Source organism: Bradyrhizobium sp. JYMT SZCCT0180 (genome assembly GCF_018130165.1).
Lineage (GTDB): Bacteria > Pseudomonadota > Alphaproteobacteria > Rhizobiales > Xanthobacteraceae > Bradyrhizobium.
The window spans coordinates 131,660-155,496 of sequence record NZ_JAFCLZ010000009.1 but is presented as its reverse complement, the minus strand read 5'-3'; the positions used below and the strand labels follow the sequence as shown (position 1 = coordinate 155,496).

Annotated in this window: 18 protein-coding genes; 8 read left to right on the top strand and 10 right to left on the bottom strand. The window is 63.2% G+C overall.

The annotated features are described in order from the left end of the window. Nucleotides 1-345: 345 nt before the first annotated feature. Together JQ641_RS15495 and JQ641_RS15490 are read right to left on the bottom strand one after the other, a co-directional pair. Nucleotides 346-1,512, bottom strand: coding sequence for a CmpA/NrtA family ABC transporter substrate-binding protein (locus tag JQ641_RS15495; RefSeq protein WP_211996811.1), 1,167 nt, complete (start codon nucleotides 1,510-1,512; stop codon nucleotides 346-348). Then, a complete protein-coding gene (locus JQ641_RS15490; RefSeq protein ID WP_192736010.1) occupies nucleotides 1,509-2,099 on the bottom strand; it encodes an ANTAR domain-containing response regulator in 591 nt (196 codons plus the stop codon). The genes JQ641_RS15495 and JQ641_RS15490 overlap by 4 nt, the downstream gene beginning before the upstream one ends. Nucleotides 2,100-2,212: 113 nt before the next feature. Here JQ641_RS15490 and rimO point away from each other — a divergent pair, with 113 nt between their 5' ends. After that, nucleotides 2,213-3,538, top strand: a complete 1,326-nt coding sequence (rimO, locus tag JQ641_RS15485; RefSeq protein WP_211996810.1) for a 30S ribosomal protein S12 methylthiotransferase RimO — start codon at nucleotides 2,213-2,215, stop codon at nucleotides 3,536-3,538. Between the two features lie 9 nt (nucleotides 3,539-3,547). On the opposite strand, the gene JQ641_RS15480 is transcribed toward rimO, so the two are convergent. Further along, nucleotides 3,548-4,504 (bottom strand): hypothetical protein, encoded by a 957-nt coding sequence (locus JQ641_RS15480; protein WP_211996809.1) that lies wholly within the window; start codon nucleotides 4,502-4,504, stop codon nucleotides 3,548-3,550. Between the two features lie 153 nt (nucleotides 4,505-4,657). On the opposite strand from JQ641_RS15480, the gene JQ641_RS15475 reads away from it, so the two are divergent. Further along, nucleotides 4,658-5,929: a tetratricopeptide repeat protein gene (locus JQ641_RS15475; RefSeq protein ID WP_211996808.1), complete on the top strand. Its 1,272-nt coding sequence runs from the start codon at nucleotides 4,658-4,660 to the stop codon at nucleotides 5,927-5,929. Nucleotides 5,930-6,172: 243 nt separating this feature from the next. Beyond that, on the top strand, nucleotides 6,173-7,369 hold the full coding sequence (locus JQ641_RS15470) for an acetylornithine transaminase (RefSeq protein ID WP_211996807.1): 1,197 nt from the start codon (nucleotides 6,173-6,175) through the stop codon (nucleotides 7,367-7,369). A 109-nt stretch (nucleotides 7,370-7,478) separates the two neighbouring features. Here the strand turns inward: JQ641_RS15470 and JQ641_RS15465 are convergent, their stop codons facing one another. The 3 genes from JQ641_RS15465 to pcsA all read right to left on the bottom strand — a co-directional run bounded on the left by JQ641_RS15465 (nucleotide 7,479) and on the right by pcsA (nucleotide 10,007). Beyond that, nucleotides 7,479-8,453, bottom strand: a complete 975-nt coding sequence (locus tag JQ641_RS15465) for a quinone oxidoreductase family protein (RefSeq protein WP_211996806.1) — start codon at nucleotides 8,451-8,453, stop codon at nucleotides 7,479-7,481. Nucleotides 8,454-8,541: 88 nt separating this feature from the next. Then, nucleotides 8,542-9,276, bottom strand: a complete 735-nt coding sequence (locus tag JQ641_RS15460; RefSeq protein ID WP_211996805.1) for a TerC family protein — start codon at nucleotides 9,274-9,276, stop codon at nucleotides 8,542-8,544. After that, nucleotides 9,273-10,007: a phosphatidylcholine synthase gene (gene pcsA / locus JQ641_RS15455; protein WP_211996804.1), complete on the bottom strand. Its 735-nt coding sequence runs from the start codon at nucleotides 10,005-10,007 to the stop codon at nucleotides 9,273-9,275. The genes JQ641_RS15460 and pcsA overlap by 4 nt, the downstream gene beginning before the upstream one ends. A gap of 134 nt (nucleotides 10,008-10,141) precedes the next feature. Here pcsA and JQ641_RS15450 point away from each other — a divergent pair, with 134 nt between their 5' ends. Then, the gene (locus JQ641_RS15450; RefSeq protein ID WP_211996803.1) at nucleotides 10,142-11,332 is read left to right on the top strand and encodes a UbiH/UbiF family hydroxylase; all 1,191 of its coding nucleotides are present in this window, start codon (nucleotides 10,142-10,144) and stop codon (nucleotides 11,330-11,332) included. A gap of 58 nt (nucleotides 11,333-11,390) precedes the next feature. On the opposite strand, the gene JQ641_RS15445 is transcribed toward JQ641_RS15450, so the two are convergent. From JQ641_RS15445 to JQ641_RS15435, 3 genes are all read right to left on the bottom strand, one after another. After that, nucleotides 11,391-12,596: an ABC transporter substrate-binding protein gene (locus JQ641_RS15445; RefSeq protein WP_211996802.1), complete on the bottom strand. Its 1,206-nt coding sequence runs from the start codon at nucleotides 12,594-12,596 to the stop codon at nucleotides 11,391-11,393. A 23-nt stretch (nucleotides 12,597-12,619) separates the two neighbouring features. Next, entirely contained in the window at nucleotides 12,620-16,021 is a 3,402-nt protein-coding gene (locus tag JQ641_RS15440; RefSeq protein ID WP_211996801.1) for an adenylate/guanylate cyclase domain-containing protein, read from the bottom strand. A gap of 306 nt (nucleotides 16,022-16,327) precedes the next feature. Beyond that, on the bottom strand, nucleotides 16,328-17,281 hold the full coding sequence (locus JQ641_RS15435; protein WP_211996800.1) for an AEC family transporter: 954 nt from the start codon (nucleotides 17,279-17,281) through the stop codon (nucleotides 16,328-16,330). 122 nt (nucleotides 17,282-17,403) lie between these two features. Between JQ641_RS15435 and hspQ the strand changes: the two genes are divergently transcribed. After that, nucleotides 17,404-17,736, top strand: a complete 333-nt coding sequence (hspQ, locus tag JQ641_RS15430) for a heat shock protein HspQ (protein ID WP_192736021.1) — start codon at nucleotides 17,404-17,406, stop codon at nucleotides 17,734-17,736. 243 nt (nucleotides 17,737-17,979) lie between these two features. On the opposite strand, the gene JQ641_RS15425 is transcribed toward hspQ, so the two are convergent. Continuing rightward, nucleotides 17,980-18,819: an invasion associated locus B family protein gene (locus JQ641_RS15425; protein ID WP_211996799.1), complete on the bottom strand. Its 840-nt coding sequence runs from the start codon at nucleotides 18,817-18,819 to the stop codon at nucleotides 17,980-17,982. Nucleotides 18,820-19,087: 268 nt separating this feature from the next. Here JQ641_RS15425 and JQ641_RS15420 point away from each other — a divergent pair, with 268 nt between their 5' ends. From JQ641_RS15420 to JQ641_RS15410, 3 genes are all read left to right on the top strand, one after another. Further along, complete coding sequence (locus JQ641_RS15420) at nucleotides 19,088-20,920, top strand: extracellular solute-binding protein (RefSeq protein ID WP_211996915.1); 1,833 nt, start codon at nucleotides 19,088-19,090, stop codon at nucleotides 20,918-20,920. A 22-nt stretch (nucleotides 20,921-20,942) separates the two neighbouring features. Then, a complete protein-coding gene (locus tag JQ641_RS15415; protein WP_211996798.1) occupies nucleotides 20,943-22,448 on the top strand; it encodes an AMP-binding protein in 1,506 nt (501 codons plus the stop codon). A 91-nt stretch (nucleotides 22,449-22,539) separates the two neighbouring features. Beyond that, nucleotides 22,540-23,781: a GGDEF domain-containing protein gene (locus JQ641_RS15410; protein WP_211996797.1), complete on the top strand. Its 1,242-nt coding sequence runs from the start codon at nucleotides 22,540-22,542 to the stop codon at nucleotides 23,779-23,781. Nucleotides 23,782-23,837: the final 56 nt, after the last annotated feature.

Genomic DNA, 23,837 nt, shown 5'->3' with positions numbered 1-23,837 from the left:
AAGCTCCTGCGGCCACGATCGGTGGCGTCAACGAATGGGGTTTGACCGTTTGGAACTCGACGCAGCCGCGGTGCCGGGCTTTTGCTCCTGTTCGGTCCGACCAGCTTCGTTGCTGCGGAAATCCATCTTGGACTTGAGCCGACCGACATCCGCGTCGGTTTGGCTGCACTGCAACATACAAGTTGCGTGCCAAACCGATTGAGTAAAAAATATTCGAAATATCAGAGTGTTGGGATTTGGTTGGTGAAACTCTGAAGCTCGCTTCACAGCAACTTGGAAGGCAGCCAGTCTAATTATTAGGCAGTCAGTATGAGTGCCTAATTTTGCCTCATCTGGGTCAAGCCGTCACGGCTTCCAGCGGCCGATCTCGAACGCCGCCAGATGTCCGGCGATATCGTCGGGGGTGAAGGCGGGACCGGCAAAGGCACCGATCGCGTCCGCGCCGTTGCCCGACTTGCCAGGCTGTCCCATGGCCGCGTCATAGAGATCCGGCCTGAACACCTCCATAGCGGTCTTGAGCGCGTCCGGCCGCATCGCCGTCTGTCCCCAGCGCACCATCTGGGCGTAAAGCCAGGCGGCCTGGGCGGGATCGGGCCGCGCGGCGCCCTCGCGTCCGACCAGCAGATAGCGGCTGCTTTCGCGGATCTTGCCGTCGGGGGAAATCTTCAACCGGCCATCGAGCGTCCGCAGGATCACTTGGGCATCGACGCCGATATATTCCGGCTTTGCGAGGATATGCGCCGCCTCGCTGCGATTGTCCGGTTGCTCGATGAATTGCGCGGCGCGCGAGGCGGCCCGGATCAAGGCCGCCAGGACTTCCGGATTCTTGTCCGACCAGCTCTGCCGGACCGCGAGCACCTTTTCCGCGGCCCGCACCAGTATGTCGGAGACGAAATGCAGGATGTGACCGACGCCGAGATCGACGGCCACCGAATTCCAGGGCGCGCCGACGCAGAACGCATCGACATGCCCGTTGGCCAGGCTGTCCACCATGTAGGGCGGCGGCAGCACCACCAGATGGACGTCCTCGTCGGGATCGACCCCGCCCGCCGCCATCCAGAACCGGAGCTGGTAGTTATGGGTCGAGAACGGAAACGTCATGCCGAACGTCAGCGGCTCCGCGCCGGCCTTGCGCCGCGCCGCCACCACCCGGGACAGCGCCTGCGCCGTCACCAGCGGGTTGCGCGGGTCGCCGTCGATCTCGCCCATGATCGCCGCATGCAGCGCCGGCGAGATCGTAATCGCATTGCCGTTGAGCCCGAGATTGAACGGCGCCGCGATCGGCACCTTGACGTGGCCGAGGCCGAGACTCGAGGCGATGGCGACCGGCGCCAGCAGGTGCGCCGCGTCGAACCGGCCGATATTGAGCTTGTCGCGGACGTTGGACCACGACACTTCCCGCGTCAGCGTGACATCGAGCCCTTCGGCTGTGGCAAAGCCCTTGTCGACGGCGATGATCAGCGCGGAGGCGTCTACCAGCGGAATGAAGCCGATATGCAGCGGTGTGGTCATTTCAGCAGCTCCGACGCGGTCAGGATCGACTGCGCGATCTCGCCGATTTTCTTCTTTTCGCGCATCGCGGTGGACCGCAGCAGCACGTAGGCCTCGTCTTCCGTCAGGCCCTTTACCTTCATCAGGATCCCCTTGGCGCGATCGATGACCTTGCGTTCCTCCAACGCGGATTTGGTGCGGTCGAGCTCGTCCTGCAGCTTGGAAAAGGCATTGAAGCGCGAGATGCAGAGGTCGAGAATGGGCTTGATCCGCTCCTTCTTCAGGCCGTCGACGATATAGGCGGAGACGCCGGCATCGACCGAGGCCTGGATCGAGGCGGAGTCGCTCTGGTCGACGAACATCGCGATCGGCCGCCGCACGGCGCGGCTGACCTGGAACATCGCCTCCAGGACGTCGCGGCTGGGGTTTTCCAGGTCGATCAGGATGACATCCGGGTCTTCGGAATAGATCCGCGCCAGCAGGCTCTGCATTTCGCTGATATGGACCACGCGGGTAAAGCCCGCCTCCCGCAGCCCCTCTTCGAGAATGGCCGCGCGGATCGGGCTTTCGTCGACAATGACGATTTTCGGTGACGACTCAGCGCTCATCGATCAACTCTTAACCCGGCGAGCCCATCCATAGCACGTCATGGTCCCGCGCAAAGCCTTGTAATTGTGGGCAATTGGGACTAGCTCGTGCTGATCAATCAGGCAGATAAGATATGCAACAGGCCGCCGCGCCCAAGATCAGCTTTGTTTCGTTGGGATGCCCCAAGGCGCTGGTGGATTCCGAGCGCATTATCACGCGGCTGCGGGCCGAAGGCTATGAACTGGCGCGCAAGCATGACGGCGCCGACATCGTCATAGTCAACACCTGCGGGTTCCTGGACAGCGCCAAGCAGGAATCGCTCGGCGCCATCGGCGAGGCGATGGCGGAGAACGGCAAGGTCATCGTCACCGGCTGCATGGGCGCGGAACCCGAGCAGATCGAGGCCGCCTATCCGGGCGTGCTGTCGATCACGGGTCCGCAGCAATATGAGAGCGTGCTGGACGCGGTGCACCGGGCGCTGCCGCCGGTCCATAATCCGCATCTCGACCTGGTGCCGCCGCAGGGCGTCAAGCTGACGCCGCGGCACTACGCCTACCTGAAGATTTCCGAAGGCTGCAACAATCGCTGTAGTTTCTGCATCATCCCGAAGCTGCGCGGCGACCTGGTATCGCGCCCGGCGGGTGACGTGCTGCGCGAGGCAGAAAAGCTGGTCGCCGCCGGCGTCAAGGAACTGCTCGTGATCTCGCAGGACACGTCAGCCTACGGCGTCGATATCAAATATGCCGAAAGCCCGTGGCAGGACCGCCAGGTTCGCGCCAAATTCTTCGACATCGCAAAAGAACTCGGCGAGCTCGGTGCCTGGGTACGGCTGCAATATGTCTACCCCTACCCGCATGTCGACGAAGTCATCGGCCTGATGACCGAGGGCAAGGTTTTGCCCTATCTCGACATTCCCTTCCAGCATGCGAGCCCGGAAGTGTTGAAGGCGATGAAGCGGCCTGCAGCGCAGGAAAAGACGCTGGCGCGGATCAAGAAATGGCGCGAGCAATGTCCCGAGCTGACATTGCGCTCGACCTTCATCGTCGGCTTCCCCGGCGAGACCGATTCCGACTTTGCCTATTTGCTCGACTGGCTCGAGGAAGCCGAGATCGATCGCCTCGGCTGCTTCAAATATGAACCAGTCGCCGGCGCCTCCTCGAATGCGATCGGCAATCCCGTGCCCGACGAGATCAAGCAGGAGCGCTGGAACGCGCTGATGGCGCGGCAGCAGAAGATTTCGGCGCGCCGTCTGAAGCGCAAGGTCGGCACGCGGCAGCAGATCATCATCGACGAAGTCGGCCCGACCGTCTCGAAGGGCCGCTCCAAGGCTGACGCGCCAGAGATCGACGGCGCGGTCTATGTCTCAAGCCGCCGTCCGTTGCGGGTCGGCGAAATCGTCACCGCCAAGATCGAGCGTGCGGATCAATACGATCTGCACGGCAGCGTCGCGGGCTTCTGACCCTTCTGGTCAAGTCGACAGCCACGCCGGCACCCATCGTTCGGGCCGGGGCGCGCGGACAAGGTCGGCTCGCGCCTCTGCAATTGCGACGGGAACGTCATTGATCGCCGGACGCGTCTCATAATCGAAGCGCGGCAGGATGCGGCCATCGGCGCCCATCGAAAACGACATCGAATACCAAAGGCCGAGATCGGGTTTCGCCCGCCACATGTCGTCGCGCAGACCGCGCAGCAACGGTTCAATCGCGATGGCTTCCTCGATCGGCTGGCGGCCGCGATCCAGCACGCGCACCTGATATTGCTGGCCCGCCATCGCGACCTCGAAAATCGTGCGATCCCATGGCGTCTTGCCAGGTGGCCGGCGCGCAACCAGCTGGTCCGCCAGTCTGGTCATCGCCGGATGCGTTTCCCAAAACGCCTCGCGATCCCTGCACCATTTCTCCATCCATTGGCCGAAGTCCGGCAACCCGGTCGGCGGTTCCGTCAAACTCCTGAGGTCCCTCACACGGAAACGTTTGGCCAACCAGCCGGCGAGTTCGTGCGTCTCATCCTCTGCGTCTTCGTGCGGAGTAAAGTCGGTCCACACCACGTCTTCCTCAAATCGCTGGATTGCGATCTTGGCCAGCAAACCCTCGAGCGAAGCCGCGATGATTTCGTATTGGCCCTCGGAGCCCAGCACCACGATCGGCGCATTGGCGACGCTGACGCCGGCCCCATACCAGGCGCCGACGACCGAGCCTTCCGGCAACCGCGCAAACAGCGCGAATTGGTCGCGCAGCGGGCTGCCGTCGACGATCGGCGCATTGTCGGAAAAGTCCCCGACCAGCTCGTAGCAACCGGCATTGCCCCAATCGCGGCCTTTGAGCCAGCCCGCGAAATCAATCAGCAATGGCGGCACCTCGGTGCCAGGCGGAAATGCCCTGCGAATGCTCTCGATATCGATGGGATAGGAATAGTCGTCGGACACTGGGATGACCTTGTGCGGTTGGTGGGCCCGCCTTGGTCGGCTCCATTATCCAGCCGGTTCAATTGCGAAGCCTGGAAATGAACCGATCCGGCCGTTGCGGTCACAAAGGGAAACAATTTTCAGATTGGCAAAGCGGGCAGCGCGAGATCGAAGATGGCGAATTTCAAGAGCACTCAGATCGGCCTTGGCGCCGTAAAGGCCATGGTGTGTCTGTCGGCAGTGCTCACGGCCATGCCGGCTTTCGCGAAGGCACCGTCTCCCCTGGCGACGGCCCGAAGCTCATGCTTCAGCGGTGGCAAGGCCACTCCTGATCAGATCATCGCCGGCTGCACCGGCGTGATCGCGGCGAAAGGTACCAAGCCAAAAGACCTCGTCGGCGCCTTCCTCAATCGTGGCGCCAACTACCTCGCCAAGAACGACAGCGACCGCGCCATTGCCGATTTCAGCGAACTGATCCGGCGCAATCCGAAGCTTGCCGGCGCCTACACCAACCGCGGCGAAGCCTGGCGCCGCAAGGGCGAAGTTGTCAGGGCGATCGCCGATCTGGACCGCGCCATCGTGCTCAATCCGAAGGATTCATTCGCGTGGTTCAACCGCGGGATCACCTATAGCGACAAGGGTGAACCGGAAAAGGCCATCGCCAATTATGATCAGGCGATCCGGATCAAATCGAACGATCCCTGGTACTACAATAATCGCGGCAACTCCCATGGCGACATCAAGGAGTTCGCCCTCGCGATGGCCAACTATAATTACGCGATCAAGCTCGACCCGAAATTCGCGCTCGCTTACTTCAATCGGGGCACGGCCTATTCAAATCACGGAGACAAGGATCGCGCGCTCACCGACCTGAACATGTCAATCCAGCTCGACCCGAACTACGCCGCCGCCTATGGCAACCGGGCACGCTTGTTCAGGGACAAGGGTGACATCGACAGCGCGCTCGCCGACTTCGATCATTCGCTGCGGTTGGCACCGAATGAATATCGCGACGCCTATGCCCGCGGTATTGTTCACCTCGACCGTCACGACTTTTCGCGGGCGCTGTCCGACTTTGACCAGGCCATCCAGTGGAATCCGAAATACGCCGCCGCACTCAATGCGCGCTGCCTGACCCGGGCCATTGTCGGCCGGGCGCAGGAAGGCCTTGCCGACTGCGACGAGTCGCTCCGGCACCGGCCGGGCGACGCTCCGACCCTCGACAGCCGCGCGTTCTGCCACCTCAAGCTCGGCGAATTCGACGCGGCGATCGACGGCTTCACGGTTGCGCTCGGCGTCGATCCGAAGCTTGCTAACTCGCTGTACGGCCGCGGAATTGCCAAGCGGAAGAAGGGCGATGAAAGCGGCGCGCAGAGCGACATGGCCGCCGCCAGGGCCATCAAGGCCGACATCGCAGACGAATTCCGCGCCTATGGGATCGAGTGATGACCCGGCTCCCGCTTGACACGGCCGGCCATTCGGCTGTATGGGCCTGCGCCATGACATTGAACCGGACCATCCGCCGCGCAGCTTTCCGTCGTCGCTCCAGCGACGATGATGGGCTGCGCCATGTCCGACGACACCGCTGATCAACTAGTTCAGCAACGTTTTCGAGAAGGCCGCACCCGAAAAGTGCGGCCTTCTTGCGTTTCAGCCTGCCCTTCACCCAAACCCAACGAGGAGTTCGACATGACCAACGCTACCCAACCGTTCGACGCATTGATGAACATCACCGCGCGGCCGTCCACCGTCTTCGTCAAGGGCGAAGGCGCCTATCTGTGGGACGACAGCGGCAAGCGCTATCTCGATTTCATGCAGGGCTGGGCGGTCAATTGCCTCGGCCATTCGCCGGCCATCATCGCCGACGCGATTGCCGCGCAGGCAAAGCTGCTGCTGACGCCGAGCCCGGCGTTCTTCAACGAGCCCAGCCTCAAGCTCGCCAATGCGCTGGTCGCCAACAGCTGCTTCGACCAGGTGTTCTTTGCGAATTCGGGGGCGGAAGCCAACGAGGGCGCCATCAAGCTCGCGCGTAAATTTGGCACGCTGTACAAGGGCGGCGCGCATGAGATCATCACCTTTGTGGGCGGCTTCCACGGTCGCACGCTCGCCACCATGTCGGCGTCGGGCAAGAAGGCGTTTGAGCCGCTGTTCGAGCCCAAGGTCACCGGATTTCCCAAGGCGCAGCTCAACGATCTCGATTCCGTCAAGCGGCTGATTTCGAGCAAGACCGTTGCTGTCATGCTGGAACCGATGCAGGGCGAATCCGGCGTATGGCCGGCGACCGATCAATTCCTCAGGGAGTTGCGGGCGCTGACCCAGGAGCGCGGCCTGCTGCTGATCGTCGACGAGATCCAGACCGGCATGGGCCGGTCGGGAAAACTGTTCCACTACGAGCATGCCGGGATCGAGCCTGACATCATGACGCTCGGCAAGGGCATCGGCGGCGGCGTGCCGCTCGCTGCATTGCTGGCGACCGAATATGCGTCCTGTTTCGAGCATGGCGACCAGGGCGGCACCTTCAACGGCAACCCGCTGATGTGCGCCGCCGGCCTTGCGGTGCTCGAACACGTCGCAACATCAGGCTTCCTGAAGTCGGTGGTGGACACTGGTCTGTTTCTGGAAAGCGAATTGCAGAAACTGTCGGCGCGCCACGGTCTCGGCAACGTGCGCGGCCGGGGGCTATTGCTGGCGCTCGACCTCAAACTGCCGATCGGCGCCTCGATCGTCGCGCAGGCATTTGCGGAAGGCGTGCTGCTCAACTCGCCGCAGCCCGACGCGCTGCGGTTCATGCCGGCGCTCAACGTCACGCGCGAGGAGATCTCGATGATGATCGATTGTCTGGATTCGGTGCTGACCCAGATGGGAGCGGCGCGGATGGTGGCGTGATAGGCGGAGATTTGTAGGGTGGGCAAAGCGAAGCGTGCCCACCATACGGTCTCGCTGGGAAAGATGGTGGGCACGGCGCAAACGCGCCTTTGCCCACCCTACGCCAAAATCACGGCCTCAAAATAATCGCCCCGGTCGTCGCCCTGCCCTCCAGGTCGGTATGCGCCTTGGCGACGTCCTTCAGCGCGTAGGCGTGGTTGATCGGAACGTGCAGTTTGCCGTTGATGACGGCGGCGAACAACGTGTCGGCGCCCTCCAGCAGGTCACGGCGGGTGCTGACGTAATCGTTGAGTTTTGGCCGCGTCGCAAACAGCGAGCCGTGGTTGTTGAGCTCAGCGAGCGCGAACGGCGGCACCGGGCCCGAGGCGTTGCCGAAGCTGACGAACAGGCCGCGCGGCCGCAGGCAGGACAGCGAGCCCGGGAACGTGGTCTTGCCGACACCATCATAGACGACGTCGCACAGTTCGTTGCGGCTGATCTGCTTGACCCGCGCGACAAAGTCCTCCTCGTTGTAGAGGATGACGTGGTCGCAGCCATTGGCGAGCGCGAGGTCGGCTTTCGCCTTGGTGCCGACGGTGCCGATCACATGCGCGCCGAGCGCCTTCGCCCATTGGCAGGCCAGCAGGCCGATGCCGCCGGCGGCCGCGTGGATCAGCACGCGATGCCCGGGCTCGACCTTGAAGGTCTTGTGCAGGAGGTACCAGACCGTCAGGCCCTTGAGCATCAGCACCGCGCCCTGCTCGTAGGTGATGTGGTCGGGCAGCTTGACCAGCTTGTCCGCCGGGATCACGCGTTCGGAGGCGTAGCCGCCGAGATTAAAATAATAGGCAACGCGGTCGCCGGGATGGAAATTGGTGACGCCAGGACCGACCGCCACCACTTCGCCCGCGGCCTCATTGCCGGGGATGAATGGCAGCCCTGGCGCCTTGTAGAGACCGGTGCGGAAATACACGTCGATGAAGTTCAGGCCGACGGCGTGTTGGCGCATGCGGACCTCGCCCGGTCCCGGCGCCGGCACGTCGACGGCCTCATACACCAGGGCTTCCGGACCCCCTACCTTGTGCACGCGCACGGCCTTGACCATCACCTTGTCTCCCTCGGTATCGGCTTCAAGCGCCCCGGCTCGTGGCGGAGCGAAAGCCATCAAGGCCGTATTGTCAACTCGCGGGGGCCTAAACCCGCTGTTTGACGACTTTTTTGCGATTGCGCCGGGCCAGCACGTTGAACAATTCGACCGCGGCTGCGAACACGATGGCGAAATAGATGTAGCCGCGCGGGATGTGGAATTTGAATCCGTCCGCCACCAGCGCCACGCCGATCAGCACCAGGAACGCCAGCGCCAGCATCTTGGTGGTGGGGTGATCGGCCACGAACTTCGCCACCGGTCCCGACGAAACGTACATGATGAAGCAGGCGATCACGACGGCCGCGACCATGATCTCGATATCCTCAGCCATGCCGATCGCGGTGATGATCGAATCCAGCGAGAACACCAGGTCGACGACGATGATCTGCATGATCACCCAGAAGAACACGCTCGCGCTCGGCTTGGCCTCGGGCTCGGCCTCGCGCGCCTCCACTTCGGCGTGAATCTCATGCGTCGCCTTCGCGATCAGGAACATGCCGCCGCCGATCAGGATGATGTCACGCCAGGACAGCGTCACGGTTTTCACGGTCAGTACAGGTTCCGTCAGGCCGATCAACCACACCAGCACGCTGAGCAACATGATGCGGAACACCAGCGCCAGCAGCAAGCCGATCTGGCGCGCGCGATTGGCCTGCTCCGGCGGAAGCCTTGAGACGATCACGGACAGGAAGATGACGTTGTCGATGCCGAGGACGATTTCGAGCGTGGTCAACGTCAGCAACGCCACCCATGCTTCCGGGCTGGTCAGTAATTCCATCATGCCTTGAACGATTTCAGTTTGCGGATCACGGCATCGCTGCCGGCGACGTAGATGGCGATCGCACAGAGTCCGACGGTAATGGGAATGCCCACGACGAAGTCGCAGGCGATGGTGTAGGCCGCCAGCACGGCCCATGCTGCCAGCAGCCACAGGGTCAGCCAGCGCAGACGCACGACGCGGATCGGATGCAACACGTGGAACGGCGCGAAGGTCAGCGCGATCAGGACCGCTACGCCAAGAGTGGCAAGCACCGGCGATGGATGCAGCAGGAACAGATAGAATGCCGCGACGTTCCACACCGCCGGAAAGCCGCGGAAATGGTTGTCGGCCGCCTTCATGCGGCGGTCGGCAAAATAGAGCGCGCTCGAGGTCATGATGCCGATGCCGAGCAGCGGCGCCGCCAGCGGCAGCAGCAAGCCGCTTGCGGTGATGGCGTAGGCCGGAACGAACACGTAAGTGATGAAATCGACCACGAGGTCGAGCACGTCCCCGGACCAGTTCGGCTGCAGCCGCACCACGTCGAATTTGCGCGCGAGCGGACCGTCGATGGCGTCGATGATGAGCGCGACGCCAAGCCAGCCGAACATGGCGGCCCAGTGCTCGCGCACCGCTTCCAGCATCGCAATCAGGCCGATGCCCGCTCCAAGCGCCGTGAAGAGGTGGACGCCGAATGCGGCCGTCCGCATTCGCGTCGTAGCGGGAGATGCTATTGGTTCTTGAGTCTGGTCCATTGCTCCGGCAGTGCTAACAGGAATCGCCCCGATTTGCATACCGGCGGTTGCGGCGTTCCGCCGCGCAAATCGGTGGAAACATTTAAGAAGGTCAATGACTTGAAAATGCCGCCGCGAATGTCAATTGTTCCAATATGAACGATGCATCGCCAATTTATGACACCGTTGTGATCGGCGGCGGGCCGGCGGGACTGACCGCCGCCATCGCGCTGGCGGAGGCCGGTGCCAGGACCGCCTTGCTGGCCCGCCGCGTGCCCTATGCCGACAACCGCACCACGGCACTGCTGGGCGCCTCCACCGATCTGCTCGAACGTCTGGATGTCTGGCGCCGCTGCCGGGATCAGGCCGCGGCGTTACGGACCATGCGGCTCGTCGACGACACCGGCCGCCTGATCCGGGCGCCGGAAGTGCGGTTTTCGTCGCAGGAAATCGGCCTCGACCAGTTCGGCTACAATATCGACAACCGGACGCTGATGGCCGCGCTGGAAGAGCGCGCCGCCGAATTGTCCGGCCTGACGCGATTCGACGATGAGGCGGCAGCGGTCGATCCGCAGGATGCGATGGTTGCCATCCACACCCGTGCGGGCGGGTCGCTGTCGGCGCGGTTGGTGATCGGCGCCGACGGGCGGCAGTCCTTGTCGCGCGAGGCCGCCGGCATCGACGTCAAGCGCCGCGACCTGCACCAGTCGGCATTGACCTTCAACATCAGCCATTCAAGGCCGCACAAGAATATCTCCACCGAGTTTCATACCCCGCACGGGCCGTGCGTGTTCGTGCCCCTGCCCGGCAACCGCAGCAGCGTGGTGTGGGTTTCCGACGCAAAGGAAGCAGAGCGGCTGATGGCGCTCGGCGACGACGAACTGTCCGATGCTGCGGAAAAGCAATCGCATTCCATTCTCGGCAGCGTTCGGGTTGAACCCGGACGCAATCTGTTTCCACTCTCGATCGAGAGTCCAAAGCAGTTCGCCAGCCATCGCGTCGCGCTGGTCGGCGAGTCAGCCCATGTGCTACCGCCGATCGGCGCGCAGGGTCTCAACATGGGATTGCGCGACGCCGCCGACATCGCCGATATCGCCGGGCAAGCCCTGTCGCTCGGCGAGGATCCGGGCGCGCCGCAGGTGCTGGCGCGCTATCAATCCGCCCGCCGCGCCGATGTCGCCAGCCGGATGTTTGCCATCGACCTCGCCAACCGTTCGCTGCTCAGCGACTTCCTCCCCATGCAGTCGCTCCGCGCGGCGGGGCTGCACCTGCTCGGCTCGTTCGGCCCGCTGCGGCGGCTCGCCATGCGCGAAGGCCTCGCGCCGTCATGGAAGCGCGTGGGTTAGGCTGTGCACGCCTTGGGGCTTCTCTTGGTGCCTCCATAGAGGCACTAGATGTTCAAAGTTAGTGCTTATCCTCATCTACACTTTCCCAAAACTTCCCGTTGAAGCGAGACTCACGTAGCTGTTTGATTGGCTGATAGTCGCCAGGGCTTGTGTTCAGGGTTATCCCCGGCAGCAGAAGTGGTATCGTGAAGTCGTGCAAACTTGTCGCACGACGCATGATATTCTCGCGCGACAGATCATCCCCGCATTGTCTTAGCAAAAGGACCAATGCTGCAGCATATTGATAGCCGGCGGCTACAAAGGTGTCTTTCCCATCAGTATTCGGATTGTATTTCTGTACCCACTCAAAATATTCCTTCATGTCCGGATCGTCCTTCCACCTGGGGTCGGTCGGATCCTTCGCGAAGCTGGCTGATAAAATTCCGATCGCGTTCTCAAGTCCGGCTGGCTCGAGAACTCCCGAGATCGACTGAGATGTGTAGGTCAGGAACTGCAGCGGCCTCCAGGCCAGTTCGTTGGCTTTACGAATCGCCTGCGCCGCGAATTTTGGCCCGGCGGCAATGTAAAGAGTGTTCGCTCCTGATGCTTTCAGCGTCACCATCTGCGATTCGATTGTCGGGGCACCCACTTCGTAGGACAGTTCGCTGACAATAAGATGCTTTGCTCTTTCGCCCAGTCCATCCTTGAGCCCCTTTACATGCGCCTTCCCGTAGTCGTCGCTCTGATAGAGTATGGCAATCTTGGCATTGGGACTGTGCGCGAGGATGTATCTGGCATGCGTCTGCCCATCGAGTAGATAGGTCGGGATGATGCCGATCGACCACGGAAAATGTTCTGGATCGTTAAACTGTTCAGAACCGGAAAGCAGGAACAATTGCGGCACCTGGCGATCGTTGAGATATTTGCGCACGGCCAGATTTGCGGCGGTACCAAGCCCGCCGAAAATGACCGCGACGCCGTCTTGCTCCACCAGCCTGCGAGTCTGTTCGACCGTCTTCGGCGGACTGTAGGCGTCATCGAGGCTGATCAAGTTTATCTTCCGGCCGTTAACCCCTCCCTGATCATTGATCATCTTAACATAAGCAAGCTCGGCGCGGCCGATGGTACCCCACGCTGATACCGGGCCGCTGTAGGGCATGGTCTGCCCGATCTTGATCTCGTAATCGCTGACCCCGGGAGCGTATCTCTTCTGCGCCGTCGCAGAACCGATAGCGATGCCGCCGAAGATGATGGCTGCTGTCATCCATGTGCGTCGGAATTCCATCGAACCCTCCCTGGTAGCGGTGTTTAAGTAGCTGAAACGCATTCCCCCGATTCGACGAGCAAGGCCTTGGCCCGTTTGAGGTCGAGCGTGTTAAAGCCCTCGGTGAACCAACCGTAGATCGGCGCGAGAAGATCGTGCGCCTGCTGCGGTTTCCCCTGATCACACCACAGCCGCGCCATGTTTGTCGCCGCGCGCAGCTCCCAGGATTTTGCCTGCTGCTCACGCGCGACGCCGAGAGCACGCTCGAAATGCGCTTCGGCTTTCGCTGCATCGGGCGCTGGCAGCATCAGCGCAATTTTGCCGGCGACTCGATATGTTTCAGCCTGGCACCACTTGGACTTCGTTGTTTCCGACGCGCTCATCGCATCGCCAATACAGCGCCAAGCATCGTCAAACTGACCGAGCTCGGCGTGGCCGAGCGCCAGATATGATAGATTCAGTGGCATCCAAAGCGTTGAGCCCGTCCACCTCGTAGCGTCGATCCCGCACGAGATCATTTGGATTGCGTTCGGGGCGCTGCCGGTCAGCGCAAAGACGAAACCCTTAAAGATCGTACCCGCCGCCTTCCACAGTAATGTGCCTTTTTCGTCCGCCAACTTAACAACTTCATCAGCTTGCGCGATTGCTGCCGCGTAATCCCCGCACTGGATGCAGGTCAAAGGCACGTGGCTCAACGCAAACATCAGCGTAGTGGCCTGACCAATCGCACGCGCATTCTTGAGTGCACGGTGTGTGTCTGCGAGGGCAGCTTCGGGATAACCAAGCAACCACAGGGCCAACGCCCGAAATGATAAGATTGACACTTCGATGTCTTGTCCAAACCGCATCGCCAGTGGCCGATGCTCGGCTGGATTGTAAAGTGCGGCTCCCCGATCGTAATGCACCCTGGCCTCTGCGACGTCACCTGCGAGCAGCAGGGAATTGCCCATGATCCGATGCCCGATCATGAGCGGCACCGTCGCACCTTGCTTCTCCGCAAGAGCCAGGAACTGCCGCGCAAGCTCGCAGCAGATATCACCATTGAAGTTCACAAAACTCGCAACCCAGAAGCCATAGAGAACCGAAAACAGCAGTAATGGGTCGTCGGTAGACTCTCCGAGTGCCTCCGCTCGCTCGATAAACAGGCGCGCCCGATCGAGAGAAGCCTTTGTCTCAGGGGCCGCATAGCCTTTGGTGTGCATCATCGCATTGGCAAGCGCGACCTGGAGCTTGATTTGTTCACGGCGCAGCGCGGGCGTGGTAGGTAAGGTGGTAATCTGGTTGATGGCGCGTGTGAGCTGAGCCGCACCTTCGACCAGGGCCGAGCGCGCCAGTGACCGTTGCCCCGCCTCGCCCCACAGGCCCGCGGCCTTCTCGATCAGCCCGGCCTCGGTGCAATGATGAGCCAGCAGCTGCGGATGGGTTGCCACGACGTCCGCGAACTGGCCCTCAAGGGCATTGGCGATGCGGGCGTGAAGCGCGCGCCTCGGCTCGCGCAGCAGCGTGCCGTAGGCCGCGTCCTGCACAAGGGCGTGCTTGAACAGGTATGTCGCATGCGGCGGCACGCCCTGCCGGAACAGCAAACCGGCCGCAATCAGACGATCGAGCGCCGATCCGAGCTCCGCGTCCGGCTTGCCGGTCACTGCAGTCAGTAAGGCATACGAGAATTCGCGTCCAATTGCCGCCCCCTTCTGCGCGACCTCCTTGGCGGCGCCGAGCCGGTCGAGCCGCGCCATCAGGGATGCATGCAAGCTTGCAGGCACCGCCAAGGTGGGCGATGGAACCGCGGCGGCGGTCCGCCGTGCCTCGCCTTCGCTCTCCGCCTCCAGTACCGCCTTCGTCATCTCCTCCACGAACAGAGGGATGCCGTCGGCGCGCTCGATTATGTCCCGTCGGATGCCCGCCGGCAGCATCCGGCCGCCGACGATTCGGTCGATCAGGGAGACGATCTCGCGCTCCGCCAGCCGATTGATGGTGAGGGAAGTCACGTGAGGCCGCCCGATCCACGGTGGCTCGAACTCCGGCCGGAATGTCACGATCAGCAGCACCGGAAGGGCCTGAATACGTTCAACCACTAGACCGAGCACCTCCAGGCTCGTGGGGTCGGTCCAATGGGCATCCTCGAAGATCATCAGCACTGGGCTTTGCCGCGTCAGAGCCTCCAACTGAGAAACGAGTGCTTGCAGCGTTCTCTGCCGCTGTTGCTGGGGGGTCAGACCGAGCGCGGGGTAGCGGCCATCGTTGGGGAGCGACAGCATATTGGCAAACAGCACAATGTCGTGGCTCGACGTCGATGCCTGCGCAAGAAGGGTGTCGAGTTTGTCGCACTTCACCTGCGGTGCGTCGTCGTGCCTGAAGCCGGCGGCCCGTTCCATCTGACCGATGATCGGATTAAACGCGTTGTCCGTGTGCTGAGGCGAGCAAAAATAGCGCAGGCGCGTGTGCGGCTCACCGGCGAGCCGTTCCAGCAATGCGGCCGTGAGCCGCGACTTTCCGATGCCGGCCTCGCCCGAGATCAGCACGACCTGGCCTTCGCCGCCCCCTGCTCTGGACCAGCGCCGAAGCAGCAGTTCGCCTTCTTCGTCCCGTCCGACCAGAGCGGTCAGGCCCGTTGCGTGCATCGCCTCGAAACGACTTTCCACGGCACTCTCCCGGAGCGCCGCCCAGGCCCGCGCCGGGCCGACGATGCCCTTGAGGTCTTGTAGGCCGAGGTCCTCGAGCTCGAACAGATCGCCGAGAAGCCTTCGCGTGTTGTCGGCGATCACGACCATATTAGGCTCTGCGACCCCTTGCAGGCGCGCAGCGAAGTTTGGTGTCTCGCCGATAATACTGCGCTCCTGAGCCTCTCCTGATCCAATCAGGTCGCCGACCACCACCAGCCCAGTCGCAATACCGACCCGGGTTTGCAGTGGAACGGATGCCTGGAGTGCATTCACTGCCGCAACCACCTCTAGGCCCGCCCGCACAGCTTGCTCAGCGTCGTCCTCGTGCGACTGCGGATACCCGAAATAAATGAGCACGCCGTCACCCATGTACTTCGCGACGAAGCCGCCGAAGCGCCGCACGATCTCGGCGACGCAGTTCTGATACGCGGAAATCACCTCGCGCAAATCCTCCGGATCCAGGCGCGCGGAAAGCGCCGTCGAGCCGACCAGGTCGGAAAACATCACAGTAACTTGGCGGCGCTCCGCGAGGTCCGGCTGCCGCCCACCCACAGCTGTGCCGGCTGGTAGGCTGGCAGCTGCGGACGGGTGTTTCTCTAAATTTGCGAGATCTGCAATAGCGCGGAGAAGCTTGCGGCGATGGCCGAGTGACGCAACCCCGATCTTTTCGAGATCGGAATCATTCAGGTCACCCAGAATCGAAAGATCGATGTCGTTCTCAGCGAAGCAGCGCGTGTACCGCTCCAGGCCGAGACCCTTGAGCCAGTCCGCAACCTCCCGCATCGCAGCCTCCAACGCTCACGCTATGAGCTAAGGACCTTGGGAGCGAAGATCGGGAACACTATCCTGATAAGCTTCAGATCGCACCTCATTCATTAGGTCTTGGTAGCTGACCTACTGCGATCAGGATCGAAGCACGCGATTGTATGTTTGGCATTTCGTCATTTTACAAGGTACGGCCGGACCAAGTCGTAGGCCCAGGCGAAGCGAACATGTCCATGCTGGGTCATTCGCGTCGATTTGGCATGTCTGCGGCATGTCCGGTTAGGGGCAATCTCGGAAATGCAGGCTGATGAGTCCGCGCCCTGGTTAAGGCAGCGCCAGCCGTCCGCTCTGGATGAACCACATCACGCTGGTCAGCGTGACGACGGAGGCGAAGGTGCCGATCAGGACGGCGACCGACGCCGGCTCGATCCAGGTGTTGTTCTGCCGCGCGATCACGAACACGTTGAGCGCCGGCGGCAGTGACGCCATCAGGACCGCGGTGGCGGCCCAGGGCTGCGCGAACGGTCCGAACAGCAGCATCAGACCGAACACGATCAGCGGATGGATCAACAATTTGACCGCGATCACGCCGGGCACCTCCCAGGGCACGCGATCGAACGGGCGCAACGCGACGGTGACACCCAGCACGAACAGCGCCGTCGGTGCCGCGGCGTTCTGCAAAAACACCAGCGTGTTGTCGATCGCGACGGGGGGACGAAAATGCAGCGCCGCGGCAAGCGCGCCGGCGCCGGCCGACATGATCAGCGGGTTGAGCACGATCTGCCGCACCACGATGCCGAGCGTGTGCAGCAGCGAGCGATGCTCGCGATCGGTGAACGCGATCAGGATAGGTACGATCGAAAACAGGAAAATGCTGTCGCAACAAAAAATCAGCGCGGTCGGCGCCGCCGCCTTGGTGCCGAGCACGGCGAGCGCCAGCCCCGGGCCCATATAGCCGATATTGCCATAGGCGCCGGCCAGCCCGGCCAAAGTGGCCTTGCGCAGCGACAATTCGCCGATGACCCGGCCCGTCACAACGGCCGCGACGAAGGCGATCACGGTCCCGAGCGTGGTCGCAATCAGGAATGGCGGGTTGTTGAGTTCCGAAAACGGCGTCTTGGCCATGATGCCGAACATCAGGGCCGGCAGCGAGACGTAGAGCAGGAAGAAATTCATCCAGGCCAGCCCCGCCTCCGGCAGCCCCCTGGTCTTGCCGCAGGCAAAGCCGATGAAGATCACCCCGAAATAGGGAATCGCCAGATTGAGGATATCAGCCATGCAATGGGGGTCTTTTCTTCAACGTTTTCCGCGTGCTGGCGCCGGATGTGCCAGCTGGACTTGAGAGGTAATCAAGCTTTTGCCCCTAGCATCGGCCACAATCATGGTCTATTCGACGAGATATGATTAAAGCGCGCACCGCCAAATTCCAGATCGGTCAGATCGTCCGTCACCGGGTGTTTTCATTCCGGGGCGTGATTTTCGACATCGATCCGGTATTCAACAATACCGAGGAATGGTGGTTGTCGATCCCTGAGAACGTTCGGCCGCACAAGGATCAGCCGTTCTATCATCTGCTGGCGGAGAATTCGGACTCCGAATACGTCGCCTATGTCTCCGAGCAGAACCTGCTGCCCGACGAGTCCGGCGAACCGATCCGGCATTCGCAGGTCGCCGAGATCTTCGTCAAGGACAAGTCCGGCGGCTACCGTCCGCGCAATCCCTCGCTGAATTAGTCGCGTGTCCCGGACGCGGTGCAGCGTCCTTCACGCTGCTCCGCAGAGCTCAGATGCGCAATTGCGCATCGGGGGACCCATCTGGACCCCGGATCAGCAGCGCATCACCATAGCGCGTCAAAGACGCGCGTAAACGCGCTTTTGGCACTGCGCAGCATCTGGGGAACGACGACTGACTGGTCGTCCCCTGAACGAAAAAGGCGCCCGGACCGGGCGCCTTTTTGTTTGTCGATCGAAGCGGCGTTACTTGGCCGCCGGATTGGCATTGCCCGGCGCGCCGCCAGCGGGCGGGTTGGCCTCGAGCTTCTTGCGAGCTTCTTCAGCCCGCTTCTGCAGCTCTTCCTGCAACTTCTGCTGGGTCTTTTCGAATTCCTTGGGGTCGGTCGGCGGGCCGTCATAGGCCTTGGCGAATTCGGCGAGCGGCAGCGGCAGCGTGAGCGGCGCTCCGTTGGAGTTGATCGCCTGGACCACCAGGTTCTGGCCCTTCTTCAAGTTGGCCAGCAGTTCCGGGGTCACTTCGTAGTCCGACATGCAACCATTCTGGAAGCAGATCACATAGGGGCTCTGCGCCGGGGGATTGGCATCGACGATGACGCGGGTGCCGTGCACGAGCTGCATGCCGAGCGGCAGCGTCACGCGCAGGATCTTCTTCGGCTCGCCTTCCGGCTCGATGATGACGGCCGCGATGACCGGCTGGCCGGACTCGATGCGCCCGTCCTTGCCGGTGAAGCAGACCTGCTTGGCGCCGGCGTCCTGCCCCTTGAGGCAGAATTTGGTCCAGGGCGCATAGATCAGCTGGACCTGCTGGTCCTGCGTCTGACCGCCTGCGGGGGGAGCGCCGCCGGCAGCGGCCGGCGGGGCCGGCTGGGCGTTCGGGGCGGCAGGCGCCTGAGCCTTCGGAGCGGCTTTCGGGGCAGCCTTGGGAGCGGCCTTCGGGGCCTCCTTGGGCGCCGCTGCGGGGGCACCGGGGGCCGGAGCCGGGGTCTGGGCCTGCGCGCTCGCAACGAGCGCCGACAATGCCGTCGCCGCCAACAAGGCGGCAACCCGCCCACGCGGCCGGACGGCCAAAATACGGAAATTCATTGCGGAAAACCCTTTCTGAACGGGAGCGCCCGAAACCGCTGCAGGCACCGACACCTAGCCGTTTGGGCGGCTGTCTCCTAGTCAATTGAGGCGGATACGTGACAGCGCCACGCCCTGACCAATTGCACGCCTTCAATACAGCGGCAGACGAAAAGATCAATGCCGACAAGTATCTTTGGCTGCGGTCCCGGTGGACACCAAGGCCTATGGTCAAGGCCTATGGTAAAGCTCGCTGGTGTGTCATTCCGAATCAAATCCGCGCGTGCCGATGTTAGCCTTTGGACGTATCCGGCTTGGTATTCTCGCCAGCGTTGTGCTGGCGCTCGGCCTGGTGCCGATGGCGCTCGCGGGCAGGGCCCGCGCCGGTGAAAGCCATGCCATCTCCATGCATGGCGCGCCGGCCCTGCCCGCCGATTTTGCCCACATGCCCTACGCCAATCCGGATGCGCCGAAGGGCGGCCGGCTGGTCTGGGGTCTGCTTGGCACCTTCGACAGCCTCAATCCGTTCATCGTCCGGGGCCTCGCCCTGCAGCAGATCAGGGGCTTTGTCGTCGAGAGCCTGATGAGCCGCGGCAATGACGAGGCCTTCACGCTCTACGGCCTGCTCGCCAGGAGCGTCGAGACCGACGACGTCAGAAGCTATGTCACGTTCCATCTCGATCCCCGGGCGCGGTTCTCGGATGGCAAGCCGGTCGTGGCCGACGACGTGCTGTTTTCCTGGGCGCTGCTGCGCGACCGCGGCCGCCCCAACCACCGCCAGTATTACGCCAAGGTCGCCAAGGCCGAGGCGCCCGACCCGCTCACCGTCAGGTTCGATTTCGGCGGCGCGCCCGACCGCGAACTGCCGCTGATCCTCGGCCTGATGCCGATATTGCCGCGCCATGCCGTCGATCCCGAAACCTTTGAAGAAACCACGATGACGGGACCGGTCGGTTCCGGTCCCTACCGCGTCACTGCGGTGCGACCCGGCGCCAGCGTCACGCTGACGCGCAATCCCGACTATTGGGGCCGTGACCTGCCGGCGAACCGGGGCCTGTGGAACTTCGACGAGATACGGTTCGATTACTACCGCGAGTCCAACGGCCAGTTCGAGGCCTTCAAGCGCGGTCTGTACGATTTCCGCAATGAGGCCGAGCCGCTGCGCTGGCACGACGGCTATGATTTCCCGGCCGCCCGCAGCGGCGAGCTGATCCGCGACACCATCAAGCCGGGGATGCCGCAGCCGTCGGAGTATTTGGTGTTCAACACCCGCCGTCCGCTGTTTTCCGACGTCCGCGTGCGGCGCGCGCTGACGCTGCTGTTCGATTTCGAATGGATCAACCGCAACTACTTCTTCGGCCTCTATACGCGTGCCGGAGGCTTCTTCGCCGGGTCGGAATTGTCAGCCTATGGCCGCGCCGCCGATGCGCGCGAGCGCGAACTGTTGAAGCCGTACCTCGCGCATATTCCGCCTGACATTCTCGACGGCAGCTTCCGCCTGCCCATGTCAGACGGTTCGGGCCGCGACCGCGCGGCGCTGCGGGCCGCCCTCGCTCTGCTGTCCGAGGCCGGCTACGTGCTCGACGGCACCGTGCTGCGCCAGCGCGCGACCAAAACACCCCTCACCTTCGAGATCCTGGTCACGACGCGCGACCAGGAACGGATCGCGCTGGCCTACGCCAGAGACCTCAAACGCGCCGGCATCGAGGCCAGCGTGCGCGCGGTCGATCCGGTGCAATTCGACCAGCGCCGGCTCGGCTACGAGTTCGACATGCTGCAGAACCGCTGGGACCAGTCGCTGTCACCCGGCAACGAGCAGTCGTTCTATTGGGGCAGCCAGGCCGCCGATATATCCGGCACAAGGAACTACATGGGCGCAAAGGATCCGGCGATCGACGCCCTGATCGCGGCGCTGCTGGAGGCCCGCGAGCGGCCGGAATTCGTCTCGGCGGTGCGCGCGCTGGACCGGACCCTGATGTCGGGCTTCTACGCTATCCCGTTGTTTAACGTCGCCGAGCAATGGATCGCGCGATGGAATCGGGTAGAACGGCCTTCAACCATCGCTTTGACGGGCTACCTGCCGGAAACGTGGTGGCACAGACCGGACGCGCAAACCAAATGACGCAAGCCATCGATGTGACGCCGTGACCCAGCCAGCCGCTTCGCCCACGCTCGATACGTTGTTCAAGCGGTCGCTGGCACGGCAGCCGGATGCTATGGCGCTGGTCGATCCGCCGAACAAGCAGCGCGTCACCGGGCAGACGCCGAAGCGTCTCACCTACGCGCAGGCCGACCGCGCCATTTCCGCGCTGGCTGCGCATTTCATCGAATCCGGATTGCCCGCCAACTCCGTCGTCGCCGTTCAGCTGCCGAATACTATCGAATTCGCGCTGACAATTCTGGCCGCCTATCGCGCCGGACTGGTGGTCGCTGTGCTGCCCTTGCTGTGGCGGCAGTCGGAACTGACCATGGCGCTCAACCGCACCGCGGCGCGCGCGATCGTCACCACAAGCAAGGTCGATGGCATCGTCTATTCGGATCTGGCCATGAATGCCGCGGCCGAAGCGTTTTCGATCCGCCATGTCTGCGGCTTCGGCACCGATTTGCCGGAAGGGATGGCCTCGCTTGACAACGCGATCCTTCGGGAATCGACAACGGCGCGCGCGGTGATCCAGGATGGCCGCAAGGCGGCGCTGATCTCGTTCGATCTGACCTCGGACGGTTTCCGGCCCGTGCCGCGCGCCCACCTCGGCCTGATCGCCGGAGGGCTATCGGTCTCGCTCGAAAGCGACGTGCCGCAGGGCGCCACGATCCTGTCGGCGTTTTCGCCGATGTCGTTTGCCGGCCTCGCATCGACGCTGACGGTGTGGCTGCTGTCGGGCGGAACGCTGGTGTTGCACCATCCCTTCGACGAAGAAGTGATGGAGCAGCAGGTCAACGAGCATGCCTGCGACACGCTGATTGCCCCGGCCCAACTGGCGCTGCGGCTGGACGAACTCGACCTCGCGGGCAGCCTGCCCTCCCTGCGCAACGTCATCGGCTTGTGGCGCGCGCCGGAACAGGTGATGTCGAGCGCGTCCTGGTCGGCCCAGCAGGCAACGCTGACCGACGTCTATCTGTTCGGCGAAGTCGGTTTGTTCGGGGCGCGCAGGATTTCGGACGACGGTTCGCCGGCCCTGATCAAGTCAGGACCGCACGGCGCGCCGCGCGAACTGCCGGGCTCCTCGATCGCGGGCGACATCCTGCTGACGCCGCGGGGTACCCTGGGACTGCGCGGACCGATGATCCCGGTCGCGGCCTACGCGCCGCCGCCGCCACCCAGCGACTCGCTGATCGCGGCCCCGCCGCGCGATTACGTCGACACCGATTATTCCGCGCGGCTCGACCGCTCGACCGGCGCCATCAACATAACAGCGCCGCCGTCCGGCATCATGGCGGTCGGCGGCTACCGCTTCCTGGCGCAGGATCTGCAGGAATGGGCCCGGCGGCTCGGACAAGGCGCGCTGCTCACGGCATTGCCGGATCGCCTTAGCGGCCATCGGCTCGCCGGCCGCGCCCAGGACAACGCCCGCGCCCGCGACGCTCTGACGGAACTCGGGCTTAACCCGTTGATGGTCGAAGCGTTTCGCGACCGAGCCAACTCCACCTGAACGCAATCTGGCGGCTTGCGTTGACGCCACATTAAGCCCGGCAAACTAGGATCGCGCTCTCATACGTCGCGCGCTTGATCCGAGTTGTCAGATGTCCCAGCAAGGCCCGATCCTCGTCGTATCGACCGCAAGGCGGCCGTCGTTTGCCGCAGCGCTCGATGTCGCAAAGCTGTTTCCGGTCGTCGAGGCCGAATGGGCGGATGCGGTGCGCGCGGTCGAACAGATGCAGCCGGCCGCGGTATTGGCCGCCACGTCCGACGTAGATCCGACCACTCTTGCCGCATTGGCCGCGCCGATCGCCGCCCACCAACCTTACCTGCCGCTGATCGCGGTCGATCCGCAGGGAACGTTGCCTGAAAACGCCATTCCGTTTTTCCAGAGCCAAAATTCACAAGAACTCGGAGATTCCAGCCGCCTCGTCGCGCGCCTGCGCGCGGCGCTGCGTGTCCGCTCGCTGCACGCGACCGTGATGCGCCGGCTGGTGCCGGCCACCCGGATCGCGCTCTCGGACATCGACACCTTCCGGGACGCCACGGTGCTGCTGGTTGGCCGCGGCGGCGCCTACCCCACGCTGTCGGTCTCGCTCGGCGAGCAAACCGGCGTGGTCGGCGCCCTGAGCATCGAGGCTGCGGCGAAACATCTCAATACCCGCGACATCGACGGCATCGTGCTCAGCGAAGGCTTTAGCCCGCGCGTGGTCGATGCTTTCCTGACCGTGCTGGCGGAAGACGCCCGCTTCCGCCATCTGCCGGTGGTGGTGACGTCAGGCGATCTGTTGCCGGCCTATGAATTGCCGAACCTCGAAATCCTCTTGGGCGAGCCCGCACAAATGGTGGCGACCGCGTTGCCGCTGATCCGCCAGCATGCCTTCGAAGCGCATCTGAGCCGGACCCTGCGCTCGATCGACGCCGAGGGTTTGATCGACGCCCGCACCGGCCTGCTTACGCCATCAGCCTTCGAGCGCGACTTCGCCAGCGCCGTCTACCAGACCCAGCAACGCGGCGGCGGCCTGTCGGTCGCGCGCTTCGCCTTCGATCCCGCCCATCCCCGCGCCCAGTTCGACGGCGCGCGGATCATCAGCCGCCTGATGCGGCAGATGGATTTTGGCGCCGTTTGCGATGACGGATCGGTCGTGGTCGCCTTCGCCGAGACCGACCTCAAGACCGCACATACGATCGCGCGGCGGCTCTCCAGCGTGATGCGCCACACCAGCCATGGCAAGCGCGACACGCGCGCAGAACCAACCGTAACGGTCGCGACGCTGGACTCGAAGGATTCCGCGAAGGCGCTGCTCGCGCGCCTCGGCGAAGAGGCGCATCGCGCCGCGTCGTGAATGTTCTTCGGCTGTTGCGTTCCCCGGGCGCAATGCAGCATCAAAAGCGCGTTCAC